This is a genomic window from Sphingobacterium sp. BIGb0116 (genome assembly GCF_024808035.1).
Lineage (GTDB): Bacteria > Bacteroidota > Bacteroidia > Sphingobacteriales > Sphingobacteriaceae > Sphingobacterium > Sphingobacterium paramultivorum.
Genome location: NZ_JANUDT010000011.1, coordinates 301,309 through 319,472 on the forward strand (window position 1 = coordinate 301,309; position 18,164 = coordinate 319,472).

Below are 18,164 nucleotides of genomic sequence, written 5' to 3' on the forward strand. Positions count from 1 at the left end.
TAATTTTCTTTTGAAAATCTTTAACTATACGAATGTTGAAACCTTTGTAAATAGGCTCGAGGGTTTTTCATTATTCCTCAGAAGAAGGTACTATCTCCTGCTTCAGTTAACCCTCCTTTTATTTTCTTCTATGGGTAAATTAAGTATTATCCTCGTTGGGTAAAGCATACGAATTGCTTTTATCTGTGTCTTTTGTTAAGATCATATTTTGGAAATATCTAATTTCAGGCTCCCCCAAAAACTTGTTTATTTTTCCCATCGTTTGATCATCGCACCAGTTACCGTTCTGATCTTGGACTTGTAGTACCCATTTATAAGGTCGTTTGTTGTTGGAAAATTCCTTTATCCTAATAACCCCAAATAAGGCATAGGTAATCTGATTTAACATTTCATCTATTTCCTCTTCTGTATTATCAGAATGCCAATGGAAGTGGTCAAAAAAGAGCATATTTTCTCTTACGTCAATACATAATGTAATATCAAAGCCCTGAGTGGGAGTGCCTAATATTTGAAGTTCGTTCGCGTTTGGTCTTCGGTATGAGATTTCAGGGTGTTTTGTTAGTTCATCTATAATATTTTGGTCCATCGTAATGTTGGATTATTCACTTATAAAATAGGCTAATTTCCAGAAAAATTTAGTTCTTTGAAAGTTCTTGGATCAATTGCAATTTCACTGCGTCATTTAGAATACCTTTTGGATCATCAATAGTTATTTTTCCAAGGATATCTTTCTTGACGGAAGCCCGATTTCCTTTATTGTCACTCGCATCATAATTTCCTAAAATATCCTTTCTAACTGAAACTCGATTTCCGCTATTGTCTTCAATCGTTTTACCCCCTAGAATATCAGTTCTCACTGTGGTACGTTGACCATTGCTATTTTCGATAGTGAGATTATCAAGAATATCTTTTGTTATCCGGCTTGAATTACCTTTGTTGTCTCGAATTTCCAGATTTCCTAAAATATCTTTGGATATCGTTGAGCTATTACCTTGATTATCTCGGATGTCGAGATCTCCAGAAATATTTTTTGATACAGTTTTTACATTTCCTTTTTCATCATGTATTTCTAAATTACCGTGTATATTTTTTAAAACTGTAGATGAACTTCTGTCTAGATCGGGGATATCAAAATCGCCGCTGCTATTTTTTCTGGTAGTAGTTTTATCTCCATTCTCATCTTTTACAACAATATTTCCTGAAAAATCTTCTTTTATGGTCAGTTTAATACCACTCTTATTGACAGTTGTATATTCACCCAGGCTACCCCGTCTAAATTTAATGGTATTTCTCCATGTGTCTGAAAGAACAACTTCTCCCCAGCTATCGGTTTCTATTTTTATGGAGTTTTTATCTAGCCCATCTGAAATTGCCATTTTAATCATGTACTTTTTCATATTATTAGAAGGGGGATCGGACCATATTCGGGTATACTCTTCCGCTGTTGAAATTTTGGCTTCTGACGTTAAAGTAACTAATAGTAGTGAAAAACTGAATAGGAAATATATACGCATGATCTGTCTGTGATTTAATGTCAATATACGTTTTTTTCTCTACTTTCGTTATATTTAAACAGTAAGCGAAATAATTGATATTACAGTTATAAATAATGTTTAAGCACTTAAAATACATAGACGGTACATCGGATAAATTTTGGGAAATACAAACAGCGGGAGCAACTCATACAGTCACCTATGGACGGAACGGTACCGCTGGACAAAGTAAAAGTAAAACCTTTGATTCCGAGGAAGCCTGTCTTAAAGATGCAGATAAATTAATTGCAGAGAAGACCAAAAAGGGCTATTCTGAAGATGGTGCTGTAGATGCAGACAGCAAGGATAAAGGATCCGCTGTTCGACAGCCAACGGCTGCCAGCCAGCGAAAAGAAGAAGCGGTAGCAGCTCTGAAGTTGCTTATTAAAGAGGCAAGGACGGAAGATATCATCCCTTTTCTGGAAGAATATTCCAGTGGCAACCTGGAAATTTTAAAAAAAGAAATTCGTGTAGCCAAACGATATTGGGTCGACTACAGTGATCTCTCCAAAGATCCTGAATTTAAAAATAAGACGCAGTACAACTGGGGGACACGGGGTACGAAGGAGCAACAACGTACAGTAAAATTACTGGCGCTCGCCACATTTTCCGGCTCCGATGCCGGCAATTGGGATATTTTTTATGAACTTTTGAACCAGGCTCGGAGCAAGGAGGTGATACAGATCCTTGCCTATGCGAAGCCCAATTGGTTGGGCGGATATTTATTACAGTTAGTTCGTAAAAATGAGTGGCAGCAGATTAATTACGACAATCTCCGTTTTTTGGAGAGAATGGGGCATGTTGATTTTGAACCGGAGCTTTATGGAAGTTCAATTTCTGGGTTTAATAATTATGAATCCAAAAAGTTTTTTGAGCTGCTGACAACAGATGAATTGACGATCCAGCGGGATATTCCTCTGGTATTTGAATATGAAACGGGCGTTCATAGTAGGTATTGGGACTATAACTATCAGAATGTAGTCAATGAACTGTTATGGGATAGAGTGTTCGATACGTTGTTGGAAAACGGAAAAATTGATCCGGTACTCATCATCACTGGAGCGCTCGAAGCTCAAACCAAAAATTGGAATAATAATCTAAAAAGCTATTTCAGAAAGCTTATTGAGCGGATGAAGCTTTCCGAGAATACAGTTATTGAATATCAGCAACAGTTTTTCCCTTTATTGCATGCTGAGCATAGTGCTGTGGTCAATTTTGTGGTTGAGTATTTAAAACCATTCTTAGCGCATCGTGATTTCCAGTTACAGGAATTTTTAGATTGGGCCGAACCTATCTTTATGCGGAGTGATATTAAGACAAGTCTTAAAACTCTTTTGATTCAATTTGATAAGCTATTGAAACAAAAACCGGAATGGCGGGAGCGATTTGTTTCCCTGGCTGCGGATCTATTTATGATTTCGGACCTACAGTTACAGGAAAGAGCAAGTAAATTCATCTTAAAAAATCAGACAGAGCCTTCAGAAGAACTTTCCGGTAAGCTTCAGTTATATAAAGCCCAAATGATGGGTTCAGTGGCTGTTGACCTGAAGCATCTTTTGCAAGAGGATGGATATTCTGAAGCCGAAATCCTAGCAGAGCTGAATGGTCAATCTTCAGAGCAATATATTTATCAGCCAACAGAAGTTCGTTACCTGAACGAAGCTTATGACTATCCACAGACCTGGAACGAGTTATTTTTCAAGGTAGGGGAGGTAATCGGAGGTTCCGACCCCATTCAGGTGGAGATCCTAATGAATGCCTGGGTGCAACAGACAGCTGTTTTTCCCTCAGACTATCAGATCCAGCTGGAGCCTTATATAAAACAGCTAACAGGAGCTTATCGCGAATCTTCCTGGTACAATCATTTCTCAGGGACCTTCATTAATATGTATTATAAACCCACGGTAGTATATAAAGATAAGGATCGGTATCACAATTACTCCAAATGGGTCAGTCTCATGGGCAGCCAATTGGAGCTATTGCAACGTTATCGGATTGATGGTATCCGCCTGCCACTTTTGAGTCTGCCGACACATCGACCATTTTGGATCGCGCCGACGATTCTCGTTAAGCGTATTTTGGCTTACCAGGAAGCAGGAGTGAGAATCAATTTATTGGATTTGTCTATAGCACTGAGCCGTACTGTCCGTGAAGATCTGGAAGGAATTGAAGTACTGATAAAACAAATAAAGGAACAGCAGGTACAGGATGTGATCAGCTATGCCCTAGGTTTGAATCCGATGAAGGTTCAGCAGCAATCTTGGGTTAGAAATTTATTGTCTTCCAAAGATTCCGATCAGTTCAATTGGATTGGTGTATGGGCTACAGTGGCGCGCACGCATCATCGTGATACCTATTTTGAAGAATTTAACAAAGAGCCTTTGGCGGATATTCCTTTCGCTGGACAGCCATTCCGTCCGGTCTTGAAAATAGAACCGACCTATTATAACGGTTATAACTATACGACTAGAAAATCCGAGCAGGTATATAACGGAGATAAGCTCACCTATCATTTCCCCCCATACAAGCTAGGAACGGATACCTTTTTGTATCACAAAGATATTTTCAACCGTGGGAACGATGTTTTATTGTCTTATTATTTATATAGGGCAGATGTCCCTTATATGCATAGTTTGATGCCACAGAATACAGAAAGTCTTTCTATGTTTTTAACGATGGGGCTGAATAGCAAAAGCGATATCGGTGGAAAGTCTTCGGCAGCCTATCTGCAAGAGATGCTGTACGATTTTTTCCGTTTTGATCAACAGTCCAATCTATATCTGGCAACTTCGCTCTTCAATAAAGAGAAGGAGGTGCGCGCGATGGCTGTTGAAGTCATCTTGGCTGCAGTTAACGAAAATAGATTGGACACCACTGTATTAGGTGAACAATTGGGAATGTTGCTGAGCAATGGGTATGGTCCGATTGGCCGTTGTATTGAAGTGTTGGAGCAATGTCGCGATATATCTTCGAAGCATAACAATGCTTTGTTGCAGCTATTGGATGCGGCTTTTGCGCATTACATCATTGCTGAAAAAATGCCGACCAATTTTAAGAAAATCGTCGAATATTATTACGATTTGATGAACAAGGAACAATATCATTTTCCGGATGATCTTCAACAGGTTTTTGAGAAGCTGGAAATATATAAGAGTTTACAATCCATTTTGAAAAAAATAAGAAAATAACAATATGGCAGAGCAAGATTTAGCGATTAGCTATGCAAGAAATTCACAACTGACCCAACAATCGGGCATACAGCAATTGGTATTGGCACATCAGTCGGAATTGGCAGAAATCGCCAACGTACCTTGTTTCTTTTGGGGGAGTTTGACGGATCCTTTACTGACATCCAAATGTTTGTTGACCTTGTCGAAAGTAGTGCAGTCAAGTTTTGGTCCCGTACCTCCGAGTTTACGGGATCCTATCGTTTCTGCTGGTACCAATCAGATTCGTTTTGAGGGCTTTTCTTCCTGTAATGGTGTTTATGCACGCCTGGATTTATTGGAAGATGCTATTGATGGGGAGTTTATTACGAGTGGTACAACCAATGTGGATTTCAATGAGCCGATGCTCAATGCGTTAAATGCTGTCAAGAAAACCGAAAAGATGGTGTTGGGAGTAGGAAGCAATGAGGTTGCCATTAGTACCGATAAGGCTAAAGTGACCGAAAAGAAAGTGACTTTGCCCCCGCGTTGGATCAAAGGGCTGACTTCGGTCCAATTATATTTGGCAGGTATGGAGTTACAGTTTGAATTAAATAAAATTCAGCTTATCCAATTATTTCAGGGCATTCCGAAAGGGAATGTGAAGGGGGAATTTTATCTGACGAAAAGGGCTAACCGGTTTGTGTTTTCCCCTATAAGTACAGGTGATGCGGTGCGTATTGGTGGTTTACAGCGGTTGCGTTTATTGGAGGGATTGCTGACTTACGCAGATAAGTTGTTTGTTTATCAGGAAAAAGGAGGTGAAAGTGCAGCTTTTGTTGCCGACTTTGGTAAAATGAGACTGACTCTTGCGTTGTCACCAGATAGTTATCGCGGATTTTCGGGCGAAGGTAATGTATTGGAAAATATGATTAAGGCCGTTCCGGATGAATGGATACATGCGGTCAACGGATTACTTAAATCCAACGAGTTATTTGATCCAACAATGCTTTCAATTGAGCATGATGTCGACTTTGATACGATGGACACGCTATCAGCATCATTGTCTTCTATTGGGTTGCTTGGTTATGATTTGCATAGCCATCAGCACTATTATAGACGATTACCGTTTAAGATGGAACGTATCTTGGCATTGAACCCAAGGCTAAAAAATGCTAAAAAACTTGTTGCGACAGCAGGTGTACAATTTGTTAAGAATACAACGGATTATATTGAAGCTAGAGTGGATGGATCAGGTGTGCAACATACCGTCATTATACAGGGCGACAAGCATCAATGTACCTGCAATTGGTTTACCAATCATCAGGGAAAAAGAGGGTTATGCAAACATATACTTGCCGTCAAGATGTTGAATGGCTAACCTGTTTGTTGCTTCATACTTTACTTGCTGCGAAGTATGAAGTAACAAAATATAGGGGCACATATTTAAAAGTAAAGCGATAGGAGGTTTGACCTGTTCCGTGTTGAACTAGTCTAAGATCTCTTCGTATGTCAATGTGTTTTTATGATTGGATACACAGATTTTTATAAATGTTGGAGTGATGCCTTTGCCATTTGGACGATACATGGAATAAGTATAGGAATCATTGTCATGATAATTGGCGCGTAGCGTGTCACCTTCATATCTGTCTACCGCGGAGCTATGAACTTCTATTCTTTCATCCATTTTGTCACTCCAAGTTCGTTGATCGATAAAAGATTGTTTGTCTTTTTCGGAAATAGATAGTTCAAATTGATGTGTGTAATCTCTTAAGCCACCACTTTGATTGGAAATAATTTTAAAATCATCGTTTAGCGTGATATGGTGTTCGCTGAGTAGTTGTCTTGCATCAGATTTAGAGAATAATAGATCATCAAATAGTAGGTATAGCGTGAGCATAAGAAAAGGCAATATTAAAACAATCGAGACGATAGTTCCCAACTTTTTACGGCCAGATTTTTTTAGAATCCAGTACATTAAATAGATGAATAGGCCTGGGATGCCAAACCATATCAAAAAAATTAGCGCGTATAGCGTATACATTTGTTAATCGTTATAATCCTAAAGCTCCTAATCCACTAATAATGTCTAAGTAGATTTGTGGTATATGTACATTCCCAATATTGTTACGGGTGATATCGGTAATACCAGCATGCGAAATACCCTGGGAAGCATGTATATGTTTAAAGTTGGCTCCCCACACTGCACTTTCTAATGGGACCATCCCATCATTTTTACCTGCCAGTCCCGTCAGGTATTTAAAACTCAATGCGTACAATAAATCATCCTGTGGCTTATTCATAGTCGAAGCAAAGCTCTGATAAAATACATTGTCCATATTGGGGTTGAGCTGGTTGAAAGCACGCATTTTTTTTACACTGAGATCTCGGATTAATTCGATTGGGGCGGGAGATTGCCCTCTAAATAAGAAAGAAATACGTTGGATCAGTTTTTTTGTGACAGAATCCCCGGATAGATGTTTTTCCATTAGATAATCTGCTATTGGTGTTCCGAAGTGTGGCGTGGATAATGTGCTTAAAGAGGCCACCATTTGATGGCCTTTTAGAGTTGAAATAAAATAGCGGGCGTCGATCCCACCTTTAGAATGCGCGATGAGATTAAATTTAGTGACACCTGTTTTTTCTGCAAGATCTGACAGATTTCTTTTCAGCATCTGCGCATTGTTAGCTACAGAGCCCCAACCATCGGTTTTGCCATAGAAAAATGAGATATTGTTTTTTTTGAAAGTCTTGGGGATCCTGCCCCAAAACAAACTACTATCTCCAGCTGCGGTACCATGGATCAATATAATAGGATATCTTAATTTAAAGGCATTCATTGGTTTTTTTATACGTTTTAATCCATCCAATAGATTTTTTAAATTAGCTTTATCGCATTTATAAACTAGGGAAAAACCACTATTTCGATACTATTACATATTTTCTTCATCAATAAAATTGCAACCAGTATTGATCAGTAGCTGGAGATACGCATCGAAACTATCCGCTATGACACGAAACTCATCAGGGTCATGCACGAAACGTACAATTTGTCCTTTTTTACCTTTTCCGGAGGGGCTGAAGTCTACAAATAATTGAGAAGTCCCGCCGTTATTCATACAATCGGAAAAATGAAGCCATTTTAAGTCCGTTGATTTATCAGTAATCTTGTTGTCGATCTCTACATGATCGTATTTTCGGTCAATATAGTCAGCATAATAGGTGTGCGCAATATGTTGATTATCTACCATCTCCTTAGATGATAGCAGATAATAAGGATACTCATTTAAGTCAGACCCCAAAAAGAAAAAGGCAATTTCTTCATCGGCATAAGTCCTCCAATAAGTCCCATCGACATATTCGAGCAAATCGACCAGTCCCTGGGGGATTGCTGGAAAAGCTTCTTGAAGTTTCTTAATATCTGTTTTGCTTGCACCATGTTTAATCTTTTCAAAATGATTCCAGGTTTCTTCGTTACCATTGTCATAGTATGCTTTCTTTAAACCAGATAAATAATTGTCAGCTATTTTCATTTACTTTTCTTCTTGTCAGTGAAGTTAGCCAAACTTTATGATAGAATAAAAGTAAATTCTCGCGTATCTCCTATTCTGTTGATTTTAAAAAGGAACTGAAATTTAAAAGTATAGAAAAGAATCATTTTAGCCAATAATTCTTGAAGACTAGGATAATTAAATCTGATGTGATAGGGAATTATTGTTTGCTAAAATATTTAGTATTTAAATTATTTATAGTTATCTTTGTATTGTTCACTTACAGAAGTAATACCAAGAAAATAAACAATTATGTTGTCCGATCAAACTTTAGTATCCGATATAAAGGCAATTATTGCGCAGTCCAAAGATAATGCGATTCGTGCGGTCGATCATCAGCGCACATTAATGTACTGGCACATAGGCAAACGTATTTTTGAGCAGGAACAGGAAGGCAAGGATCGAGCTGATTATGGAAAATACATCATTAAATATCTTTCAGCAGAGTTACAGCCTGAGTTTGGAAGTGGTTTTTCATCTAGACAGTTAAATTGGTACCGTCAGTTTTATCGCACATTTCCAATTGTGTCTACACTGTGGACGCAATTGAGCTGGAGCCAATACAAGCTACTTTTAAGTCTTAGGAGCGAAGAACAACGTGAGTTTTATATCGCCGAGACCATTAAGAATAACTGGACAGTCCGGCAGCTTGAGCGGCAGATCAATACGAATCTATACGAACGCCTGTTGCTTAGCAACGATAAGGAAAGTGTGTTGGCTGTAGCGAAAAAGGAAAAGATGCCTTCCGATGCGAAGGAGATTATCAAAGATCCGATGGTGCTGGAATTTTTGGGTTTGAAACGGGAAAGCGCTTACTATGAGAAAGATCTTGAGGGCGCCATTATTGCCCATCTTCAAGAGTTCTTATTAGAATTAGGGAATGGCTTTTCATTTGTCGCTAGACAAAAACGTATTCATATCGAAGGCGATGAGTTTTTTGTCGATTTGGTCTTTTACAACCGTTTGTTGCAAAGTTTTGTGATCATTGAAATTAAAACCCATAAATTAACGCATCAGGACATTGGTCAATTGCAGATGTATGTCAATTACTATGACCGTATTGAAAAGCTTCCGCATGAACATCCGACGGTTGGTATCTTGCTATGTGCGAGTAAAAACGACGCGGTCGTCAAATTTACGCTTCCTGAAGATCAAAAACAGATTGTTGCAAGTCAATACGACCTTTATCTACCGACAGAGCAACAGTTGCTGGATGAGGTGAATAAAGAGTTGAATAGTTTTGTAGGTAAAAGTGACGCTGAGTAGAACTTTCAAGTGTTTGTATGGCGCCATTTAAGGGAATTTTAAACGCGCTAAACCGAGTTAATTTATAAGTATTGGGAGATGAAAGCCCTGTGTTTCCGCTTTTTTCATTTTTATTTTTCTAACATAGATTATTTTGTACATTTGTATCGAATAAAATCGAAATTGAAATGGCAGAAACTGTACAACCAAGAGGTCCAAAGACAACTGATAATAATGCGAACCAAACTCATTACTACAAAACATTGGTAGTAGCGATCGCTTTAGGTTTAATAGGTACATTTATCCGTTTTGTACCGGATGTATGTGCGGCAATGGGTCAACAAACTTTTTTGTTTTCCGCGATAGCTAACATCTCCATGATCGTAGGTGCACTTATCGCATTCAAAACCGTTTTCGGAATTTTGGGATTTGGAAAAAACCGTGACTAATTAAAAGTCAACTAAGATATTTGAAAGCCCCAGTTTACTGGGGCTTTTTTATTTTAATCCTTTTTTCGAACTCAGTTCATCGTGGACGATCCCGTCCCGTTATGCTTCTATGATCTACAAGGTACAAAAAAAGGCCTCACGATCGTGAGGCCTTTTCTTGTATGATTATCGCAGACTACGCGAAAAGTGACCAAGTAGACCAAGGAATACGAGCAAGAATTAAAATCAAACCGATGATATAGAAAATAACAACCGTTTGGTTTGCTTTTTTTGCATTTTCAATCTTTTTAGCTTTAGAGTAACCAATTGTGATCAATACAATAGCAATGATCATGGTTAATGGGTGTTCGATGATTTTAAAACGTAATGTCGGATCTTTCATTACGGCGCCAGAGATCATCGATGGATACTTTAAATAAAAGAATAAGATCAATCCCACCAATAATTGAATATGCGATGCGATAAAACCCAATAAAGCAATTTTACGGTTGTACGGTTTGTTGCCTAAATAGTTTGATAGGGTGATCACGATCGATATCACCAGGGCTAGCAATAATACAATTGCTATAGTCGAGTGTAAGTGTAACATAAAAGCTCTCTTTAATTGTTTCCTAAGTTAGCAAAGATAAAAATATAATGAATGTATTTGTCAAAAATCATTGTTCTAGCAGAAATACCTCCGCTATTGGATTGAATAGGTACATGCGTTTGCTGTTTAATTCCATGCACTTATAGCGTTTTCTTATCTTTTCAATGCGTTGAAATGAACGACCATTTTTTAGTTTAAAGAAATGGCCATCCTCCAAAGATTCCACCGTAAGGGCACTGGTTTTGACGGTATCGTATGATTTTAAGGTGCGAAACAGGTGAAGGTCCGTGCAGCTTGAAGCCGCGGGGTTTTCCATGTAGCGATGAATGGCACTGCTAATATCGATTGGAAAAATATTCAATTTAAGGAAGGGCTCCATCAGTTCCTTGAAATTATTTTTCCACTCAGTACCATGTGGCTTGACACGATGTTGGTGTTTGTTCCAGGTTTGTAAATGGGCAAATTCATGGATCGTCGTAATCAGAAATGAATAGGAATTTAAGTCATGGTTGACTGAGATGCGGTGTGGGCTTCCTTTAAACGGTGCACGGTAATCTCCTAGTTTGGTACTCCTTGAACGAGAGATCTTAAATAAGCAGCGGGTATGATTAATCCAGTTGGATATAATCGGCGCAGCTTCTTCAGGCATGTATTTTTTAAGCGTAGCACTATAATCTTGCATGCCATAAAAATAGGGATTTATTCATGTCAATAGTGCTAAATGAGAACATTCTTTTGTAAAAAATAAAATCTATTTACTAAAAATAGTAGTTTTTAATTTGGAAAAATGATATTATTTTTAGTATTTAGTGCCTGAGAATATTAAAAGTGGGCATGTTATTAAAGCAGAGTAGCTGTTTTTTTTAAATAAAATATATTGAAATCGCCTGAGTTTTAGGTAAATTACCTACAGAAAGGTTCATGAAACATAGGATCCGATTGAGGAACGGTATTTCCTCTAAACTGTAATTAGACCTTCAAGAATATGCTAGATACCTTACATATTAGAAATTATGCGCTCATCAACGAATTGGAAATCCAATTTGATAAAGGTTTGAATATGATTACCGGTGAAACCGGTGCCGGTAAATCTATTATCATGGGAGCATTATCGTTGATCTTAGGAAATAGAGCAGAGGGCAAGCATTTTTTCGACCCAACCAAGAAATGTGTGATTGAAGGGGAATTTAAAATTGGTTCTTACCAGCTACTTCGTTTTTTTGAGGAAAATGATCTCGATTACGCGGACCACACGATTATTCGAAGAGAAATATCTCCCGATGGTAAATCCCGGGCATTTATTAATGATTCTCCCGTCACCCTGGCTATCCTTAAAGCTTTAGGCGAGCAGTTGATTGATGTGCATTCTCAACATGCAACATTGCAGATTAATACAGAAGATTTTCAGTTTTTGGTAGTGGATAGTGTAGCAGGCTCTTTTGGACTGAAGCAAAGCTATCGAGAGAGCTTCTTCGCTTATAAGAAAGCAAAAAAAGAACTCGAAGAATTTAAGGATCTGGTAAAAAAAGCTGCAATAGAACAAGATTATTTTCAGTTTCAATTTGATGAACTTGACGCCGCCCGATTGGTAGCAGATGAACAGGGACAACTCGAAGTACAACAGCGACAATTGGAAAATGCAGAGGATATCAAGCGTGCACTAACTGGGGCATCACATCTTTTGGAAAACGAAGATACAGCAGTTTTAAGCCGTTTAAAAGAGACGATGAGCCAGGTGGAAGGCATTGCTTCATTTCTGCCTGAGGCTGCAGATTTGGCTACGCGATTAAAGAGCACTTGGATTGAGCTGAAGGATGTCGCAGCAGAGCTGAGCTCACTTGAGGAGGATACCCAAATCGACGAAGGAACTTTATTGGAAATCAATGAGCGCTTGAGCTTATTGTATTCCTTACAGAAAAAACATCATGTGGACTCCGTTGATGAGCTGATCAAATTACGTGATGATCTTGAATCCAAACTGTTTGCTATAAATTCTTCGGATGAGCAATTGGAGCGATTGGAAAAAGAGGTTGTGGCTAAATTAGCCATTGCCCAGAAAAACGCAAAGGAACTATCAGCAGCCAGAAGAAAGGTACTGGAGATGATCGCAAAGGATGCGCAAGCGACCTTGTCAAATGTAGGTATGCCGAATGCACGACTTCAAATTAATCTTGAACCATTAAAGGAGGGGGATATGCGGGAATCGGGGATGGATTCAATACAGTTTTTATTTTCGGCCAATAAAGGACAGGCATTGCAATCCATTCATAAGGTTGCATCCGGAGGAGAGCTTTCTCGCGTGATGTTGGCCATTAAATCCTTAGTTGCTAAAACTTCTGCATTACCTACTATTATTTTTGATGAGATCGATACAGGAATCTCTGGAGAGGTAGCGTTGCGTGTGGGGGAGGTAATGGAAAGTCTAGCGGAGAATATGCAGGTTATTGCTATTTCCCATTTGCCCCAAATTGCAGCTAAAGGTGCTGCGCATTATAAAGTATATAAGGAAGATAAAGCCAATCGAACCATATCTAATATTGTTCGATTAGATCAAGAGGGGAGAGTCAAGGAAATTGCTCAGATGCTCAGTGGTACCAATCCCACAGATGCAGCACTGGAACATGCGGAGTTGTTACTGAAAGGATAGTTATTAAATATAAAAAAAGGTCTTAGAGATTTTCTAAGACCTTTTTTTATTAGTTTCCACCGTTATCGGCATCCGTTAATGTTACTTTTACTAACATATTGGTCGGACGGACTGGTTTATTGTCGCTACCCACATAATCAGCATAGAGATATACTTTACCAATTTTATACTCCACACGATAATTGTAAGGGCCAATAGCTGAAGGAATGTTAATGAAATAATTTGGATCATTATCAAATGATACAGCTACTCCCACATGTCCGTAGTCGAAATATTTTGCATCTAGTTCGGGAAAGTCCAATTCATTTGAGAAAGAATATCCAGTATTATCAACTCCCCAAGAAGAAGATACCACCTTCGTATTAAAAGTTACTCCCGGTAAATAGTTTGTAACGTATTCTTTCTTACAAGAAGAAAATGAAACCAAGGCTGCGGTTCCAATTAATGCTGCTAATAAAAGTCTTTTCATATTGTTCGTGTTATTTGTGACATTTTTTTATTATAGGACGATAAAATAGTGCGAAAGTTTAACGCCAAATTTATATACAACAAAAAATGCACCATAAAGGTGCATTTTATTGAAATTATTTTTAAAGATAGCTGAAGCTTACTTCTCAGCTGTATCTTTTGAAGACTTAGAATCTGAGCTAGAAACCTCAATATCTTTGGTTTCAGGATTAATGCTCACGGTCAAAACTGAACCTGTTTGCACATTTCCTTTGAGGATCTCTTCTGCAATCGGATCTTCAAGATATTTTTGGATTGCTCGTTTTAATGGACGTGCACCAAAATTACTGTCATAACCTTTGTCTGCGATGAAATCTTTTGCCTCATCGGTTAAATTGATGGTATAGCCCAAATCAGCGATACGTTTGAACAATGACCTTAATTCAATATCAATGATTTTGAAGATATTCTCTTTCGTCAATGAGTTGAACACAATCACATCATCGATACGGTTCAAAAATTCAGGAGCGAAAGCTCTTTTCAAAGCGGTTTCAATAACTCCACGTGAATGCGCATCAGATTGTTGTGATTTTGCTGCAGTGGTGAAACCAACACCCTGACCAAATTCCTTCAATTGGCGTGCCCCAATATTTGAAGTCATAATGATTATGGTATTTCTGAAATCTACTTTACGGCCCAAACTATCTGTCAATTGGCCTTCGTCCAACACCTGTAACATGAGATTAAATACATCCGGGTGAGCTTTCTCAATCTCATCCAATAAGACAACCGCATAAGGTTTACGACGTACTTTTTCAGTCAATTGACCACCTTCTTCATAACCAACATATCCTGGAGGCGCTCCAACAAGGCGAGATACCGCAAATTTCTCCATGTATTCGCTCATGTCAATTTGGATCAGTGCATCTTCTGTATCAAACATAAATCGCGCTAATTCTTTAGCCAACTCTGTTTTACCAACCCCAGTAGGACCTAAGAAGATAAATGACCCGATTGGTTTTTTAGGATCCTTCAAGCCCGCACGTGTACGTTGAATAGCTTTCACCAATTTACCTACAGCGTCATCTTGACCAATGATTCTTCCCTTCATCAACTCAGCCATATTCAACAGTTTTTGACTGTCTGTTTGACTAACACGTTGTACTGGAATACCTGTCATCATGGCCACTACTTCAGCAACATTTTCTTCTGAAACAGTATAGCGTTTAGATTTTGTCTCTTCTTCCCAAGCGATTTTTTCTTTCTCGAGCTCTTCGATCAATTTTTTCTCCGTATCACGCAATTTGGCGGCCTCTTCGTATTTTTGACTACGAACGACCTTGTTCTTTTCCAATTTGACCTCTTCAATTTTATTTTCAATGTCAATAATGGACTGCGGTACATGAATATTGTTTAAGTGCACGCGAGAGCCTGCCTCATCCAAAGCATCAATAGCCTTATCTGGTAAGAATCTGTCTGTAATATAACGTGTTGTTAACGACACACAGGCTTCGATCGCTTCGGGAGTGTAGGTCACATTGTGGTGATCCTCATATTTCTCCTTGATACGATTCAATATCTCTACCGTTTCATCATGTGTTGCCGGCTCAATTGTTACCCGTTGGAAACGACGGTCCAAAGCACCATCTTTTTCAATGTATTGACGATATTCGTCCAATGTGGTTGCACCAATACATTGGATTTCTCCTCTTGCCAAGGCTGGTTTGAACATATTGGAAGCATCTAACGATCCTGAAGCGCCACCTGCACCAACGATGGTGTGAATCTCATCGATAAATAAGATGACATCCGGTGATTTCTCCAGCTCATTCATGACCGCTTTCATACGTTCTTCAAATTGACCGCGATATTTCGTCCCGGCAACCAATGAAGCCAGATCCAATGTGACTACACGCTTATTGAATAGTACACGCGAGACCTTGCGTTGGACAATACGAAGAGCAAGTCCCTCCGCAATAGCTGATTTACCAACTCCCGGTTCACCGATCAACAAAGGATTGTTCTTCTTGCGTCGGGATAAAATTTGAGATACACGCTCAATTTCTTTCTCGCGACCCACAATAGGATCCAATTTACCCTCTTCGGCAGCTTTGGTCAAATCACGGCCAAAGTTGTCCAATACCGGAGTTTTGGATTTGATATCCGAAACTTTTTTAGGTTGGATATATTGATCATCCTCAGCAAAATCATCGTCGCCGGTAGGAGAGCCTGGAGCCTCATCCTTGATGGTCGTTCTATTTTGCTCAACTTCAGATTTGAAGATGTCGTAAGTCACATTGTATTGTTGTAAAATCTGAGAAGCAATATTATCTTCATCTCGTAAGATAGCCAATAATAGATGCTCCGTTCCGATGATGTCCGATTTGAATATTTTAGCTTCCAAATAAGTGATCTTCAAAACTTTTTCAGCCTGTTTTGTTAATGGCATATTGCCAATAGGAGCGCGTGAAACCGATGCCCCCTTCACTGCGTCCTCCACAGATTGACGTAGTGCTGTCGTGTCAATGCCTATGTTTTTAAGGATCTTTATCGCCATACCATCGCCTTCACGAATCAATCCGAGCAATAAATGCTCCGTTCCTATATAATCGTGACGCAATCTCAAAGCTTCCTCTCTACTGTACGATATGACATCCTTTACGCGCGGTGAAAATTTTGCTTCCATTGAATACCTTTCTGTTTTATATTAAGGATATATAAATGTAGTAAATTCTGCATTTCAAACCTTAAAATTATTTTAAATAATGTCATCAACAATTAAGCCATGACCGTTATACGTCCAAAATGTCAGTATAAAAGATTACATTTGTATGTTAATATAATAAGAGTTTTCGAATTTTTTTAAATTTTATGTCAGACGAGAAGATCATTTTTTCGATGGCGGGTGTCAACAAAATCTATCCGCCTCAAAAACAAGTTTTAAAAAATATCTATTTATCTTTTTTCTATGGGGCGAAGATCGGTGTGATCGGTTTAAACGGATCAGGTAAATCTTCCCTATTAAAAATTATCGCTGGATTGGATAAGTCCTACCAAGGCGAGGTGGTGTTCTCCCCAGGTTACTCTGTGGGTTATTTAGCACAAGAACCTCAATTGGATCTTGAAAAGACTGTTCTTGAAGTCGTTCAGGAAGGTGTCGCTGAAATTACAGCCATCTTACAGGAATACGAAGAAATCAACGAAAAATTTGGCTTGCCAGAGGTGTATGAAAATGCCGATGAGATGGACAAATTGTTGGCAAGACAAGGGGAACTTCAGGATATCATTGATGCCACTAACGCTTGGGAAATCGATTCGAAATTGGAAAGAGCAATGGATGCTTTACGTTGCCCCGAACCAGATGCGAAGATTGTCAATTTGTCAGGTGGTGAGCGCAGACGTGTAGCATTATGTCGCTTATTGTTGCAGGAACCTGATGTATTACTCCTAGATGAGCCGACCAACCACTTGGACGCCGAGTCGATTGATTGGTTAGAACAACATTTAAAACAATATAAAGGAACGGTCATTGCCGTTACCCACGACCGTTATTTCTTGGATAATGTAGCCGGATGGATTCTTGAATTGGATCGCGGTGAGGGTATTCCTTGGAAAGGAAATTATTCTTCTTGGTTAGATCAAAAAGCAAAACGCTTGGCACAGGAAGAAAAACAGGAAACCAAACGTCAAAAAACCTTGGAACGTGAGCTGGAATGGGTGCGTATGGCACCGAAAGCACGCCACGCCAAATCGAAAGCTCGTTTGCATAACTATGAAAAATTAGCTTCTGAGGAAACGAAAGAACGCGAAGAAAAATTGGAATTGTTTATTCCACCGGGACCACGTTTAGGTAATTCGGTCATTGAGGCAACTAATATTTCCAAAGCGTATGGCGATCGTATCTTGTTTGAAAATTTGAGTTTCATGTTGCCGCCTGCGGGTATCGTAGGGATTATTGGACCCAACGGTGCGGGTAAAACAACCTTATTCCGTCTAATTACAGGTCAGGAAACACCTGACACGGGTTCGTTTAAGGTCGGAGAAACGGTAAAATTGGGTTACGTAGACCAAATGCACCACGACCTCGATCCTGAAAAATCGGTTTGGGAAAATATTACGGGTGGCAGCGACAATATGATGCTGGGCAATCGCTCGGTAAACTCAAGAGCTTACGTTTCCAAATTTAATTTTAACGGTGCTGATCAACAAAAGAAAGTAGGTGTACTTTCCGGTGGAGAACGTAACCGTGTTCACTTGGCTATTACACTCAAAGAAGGCTCAAATGTGCTCTTACTCGATGAGCCGACCAATGATATTGATGTAAATACCTTACGGGCACTGGAAGAAGGCTTGGAGAATTTCGGTGGTTGTGCCGTTGTGATCTCCCACGATAGATGGTTCCTGGATCGTATCTGTACACACATCCTTGCTTTTGAAGGGGATTCACAGGTTTATTTCTTTGAAGGTAACTACACTGAATATGAAGAAAACCGTAAAAAACGCGTTGGTGACGTGACACCGCACCGTATTAAATACAAGAAACTGGTAAAATAAGCAA

At 39.0% G+C, this 18,164-nt stretch carries 15 protein-coding genes; 6 read left to right on the top strand and 9 right to left on the bottom strand.

The window, feature by feature from the left end; genetic code table 11:
* Nucleotides 1–139: 139 nt before the first annotated feature.
* A complete protein-coding gene (locus M2419_RS24115; RefSeq protein WP_182332929.1) occupies nucleotides 140–586 on the bottom strand; it encodes a hypothetical protein in 447 nt (148 codons plus the stop codon).
* A gap of 49 nt (nucleotides 587–635) precedes the next feature.
* Nucleotides 636–1,514, bottom strand: coding sequence for a hypothetical protein (locus M2419_RS24120; protein ID WP_182332927.1), 879 nt, complete (start codon nucleotides 1,512–1,514; stop codon nucleotides 636–638).
* A 95-nt stretch (nucleotides 1,515–1,609) separates the two neighbouring features.
* On the opposite strand from M2419_RS24120, the gene M2419_RS24125 reads away from it, so the two are divergent.
* Both M2419_RS24125 and M2419_RS24130 read left to right on the top strand, forming a co-directional pair.
* Complete coding sequence (locus M2419_RS24125) at nucleotides 1,610–4,720, top strand: DUF6493 family protein (RefSeq protein WP_259255766.1); 3,111 nt, start codon at nucleotides 1,610–1,612, stop codon at nucleotides 4,718–4,720.
* Between the two features lie 4 nt (nucleotides 4,721–4,724).
* Nucleotides 4,725–6,059 (top strand): SWIM zinc finger family protein, encoded by a 1,335-nt coding sequence (locus tag M2419_RS24130; RefSeq protein WP_182332924.1) that lies wholly within the window; start codon nucleotides 4,725–4,727, stop codon nucleotides 6,057–6,059.
* 108 nt (nucleotides 6,060–6,167) lie between these two features.
* On the opposite strand, the gene M2419_RS24135 is transcribed toward M2419_RS24130, so the two are convergent.
* From M2419_RS24135 to M2419_RS24145, 3 genes are all read right to left on the bottom strand, one after another.
* A complete protein-coding gene (locus M2419_RS24135) occupies nucleotides 6,168–6,656 on the bottom strand; it encodes a hypothetical protein (RefSeq protein ID WP_153844974.1) in 489 nt (162 codons plus the stop codon).
* A 76-nt stretch (nucleotides 6,657–6,732) separates the two neighbouring features.
* A complete protein-coding gene (locus tag M2419_RS24140; protein WP_153844973.1) occupies nucleotides 6,733–7,518 on the bottom strand; it encodes a triacylglycerol lipase in 786 nt (261 codons plus the stop codon).
* Nucleotides 7,519–7,611: 93 nt separating this feature from the next.
* Entirely contained in the window at nucleotides 7,612–8,211 is a 600-nt protein-coding gene (locus M2419_RS24145) for an SMI1/KNR4 family protein (protein WP_153844972.1), read from the bottom strand.
* A gap of 270 nt (nucleotides 8,212–8,481) precedes the next feature.
* Between M2419_RS24145 and M2419_RS24150 the strand changes: the two genes are divergently transcribed.
* Entirely contained in the window at nucleotides 8,482–9,495 is a 1,014-nt protein-coding gene (locus M2419_RS24150) for a YhcG family protein (protein ID WP_153844971.1), read from the top strand.
* Between the two features lie 167 nt (nucleotides 9,496–9,662).
* Nucleotides 9,663–9,923: a hypothetical protein gene (locus M2419_RS24155; RefSeq protein WP_075991712.1), complete on the top strand. Its 261-nt coding sequence runs from the start codon at nucleotides 9,663–9,665 to the stop codon at nucleotides 9,921–9,923.
* 175 nt (nucleotides 9,924–10,098) lie between these two features.
* Here the strand turns inward: M2419_RS24155 and M2419_RS24160 are convergent, their stop codons facing one another.
* Both M2419_RS24160 and M2419_RS24165 read right to left on the bottom strand, forming a co-directional pair.
* Nucleotides 10,099–10,512 carry a hypothetical protein gene (locus M2419_RS24160; RefSeq protein WP_112374214.1) on the bottom strand — a complete coding sequence of 138 codons (414 nt, stop codon included), beginning with the start codon at nucleotides 10,510–10,512 and terminating at the stop codon, nucleotides 10,099–10,101.
* A gap of 67 nt (nucleotides 10,513–10,579) precedes the next feature.
* A complete protein-coding gene (locus tag M2419_RS24165; protein WP_075991714.1) occupies nucleotides 10,580–11,194 on the bottom strand; it encodes a sprT domain-containing protein in 615 nt (204 codons plus the stop codon).
* A 303-nt stretch (nucleotides 11,195–11,497) separates the two neighbouring features.
* On the opposite strand from M2419_RS24165, the gene recN reads away from it, so the two are divergent.
* Nucleotides 11,498–13,159, top strand: coding sequence for a DNA repair protein RecN (gene recN / locus M2419_RS24170; RefSeq protein ID WP_153844970.1), 1,662 nt, complete (start codon nucleotides 11,498–11,500; stop codon nucleotides 13,157–13,159).
* A 49-nt stretch (nucleotides 13,160–13,208) separates the two neighbouring features.
* Here the strand turns inward: recN and M2419_RS24175 are convergent, their stop codons facing one another.
* Nucleotides 13,209–13,628 carry a hypothetical protein gene (locus tag M2419_RS24175; RefSeq protein ID WP_159729157.1) on the bottom strand — a complete coding sequence of 140 codons (420 nt, stop codon included), beginning with the start codon at nucleotides 13,626–13,628 and terminating at the stop codon, nucleotides 13,209–13,211.
* A gap of 138 nt (nucleotides 13,629–13,766) precedes the next feature.
* Complete coding sequence (locus tag M2419_RS24180; RefSeq protein WP_075991716.1) at nucleotides 13,767–16,292, bottom strand: ATP-dependent Clp protease ATP-binding subunit; 2,526 nt, start codon at nucleotides 16,290–16,292, stop codon at nucleotides 13,767–13,769.
* A gap of 185 nt (nucleotides 16,293–16,477) precedes the next feature.
* On the opposite strand from M2419_RS24180, the gene ettA reads away from it, so the two are divergent.
* The gene (gene ettA / locus M2419_RS24185) at nucleotides 16,478–18,160 is read left to right on the top strand and encodes an energy-dependent translational throttle protein EttA (RefSeq protein WP_046672222.1); all 1,683 of its coding nucleotides are present in this window, start codon (nucleotides 16,478–16,480) and stop codon (nucleotides 18,158–18,160) included.
* Nucleotides 18,161–18,164: the final 4 nt, after the last annotated feature.